General features: G+C 44.4%; 1 protein-coding gene. It reads right to left on the bottom strand.

The features are described from left to right. Positions 1 to 482, bottom strand: a 482-nt coding sequence (locus ACYVRA_RS08645) for a HAMP domain-containing protein (RefSeq protein ID WP_461252313.1), incomplete at both ends; no start/stop codon positions are given.

Raw genomic sequence — 482 nt, 5'->3', positions numbered from 1 at the left:
TGGCGGTGTTGCTGACCAGCGTGTTGGTAACAGAGCTGATATTTGCTACCATTTCCTCAATGGCGGATGACGCTTGGGAAACATTGCGGCTCTGTTTTTCTACATGACCGTTTAGTTTGTTGATGTTGGTAATAACCTGTTCCATAGTGGCGTTGGTTTCGGTTACGCTTGCGCTCTGGTTTATGACTCTGCCTTTTATGCTCTGGATGTTGGCGTTGATTTGATTTATCGCCGCTGCGGTTTCGGTCATGTTGCTGGCAAGATCATTGCCTATATCTTTCAATACGCCTGCCTGCTTTTTAATTAGAAGCACAAGGTCTTTGATTTTTGTAATTGTTTTATTGAAGTACAAGGCAAGGTCGCCTACTTCGTCTTTGGAACTGACGGCAATACTTTTTGTTAAGTCTCCTTCACCTTCGGAAATATCTTTAAGCGTGTCCGCTACCTTGACGATTGGGGCTGTAGTGCTGTTAAGGGTAAAG

Source organism: Treponema sp. R8-4-B8 (assembly GCF_054786175.1).
The sequence above is the reverse complement of the archived record's forward strand: the minus strand, read 5'-3'. Positions and strand labels throughout refer to the sequence as shown.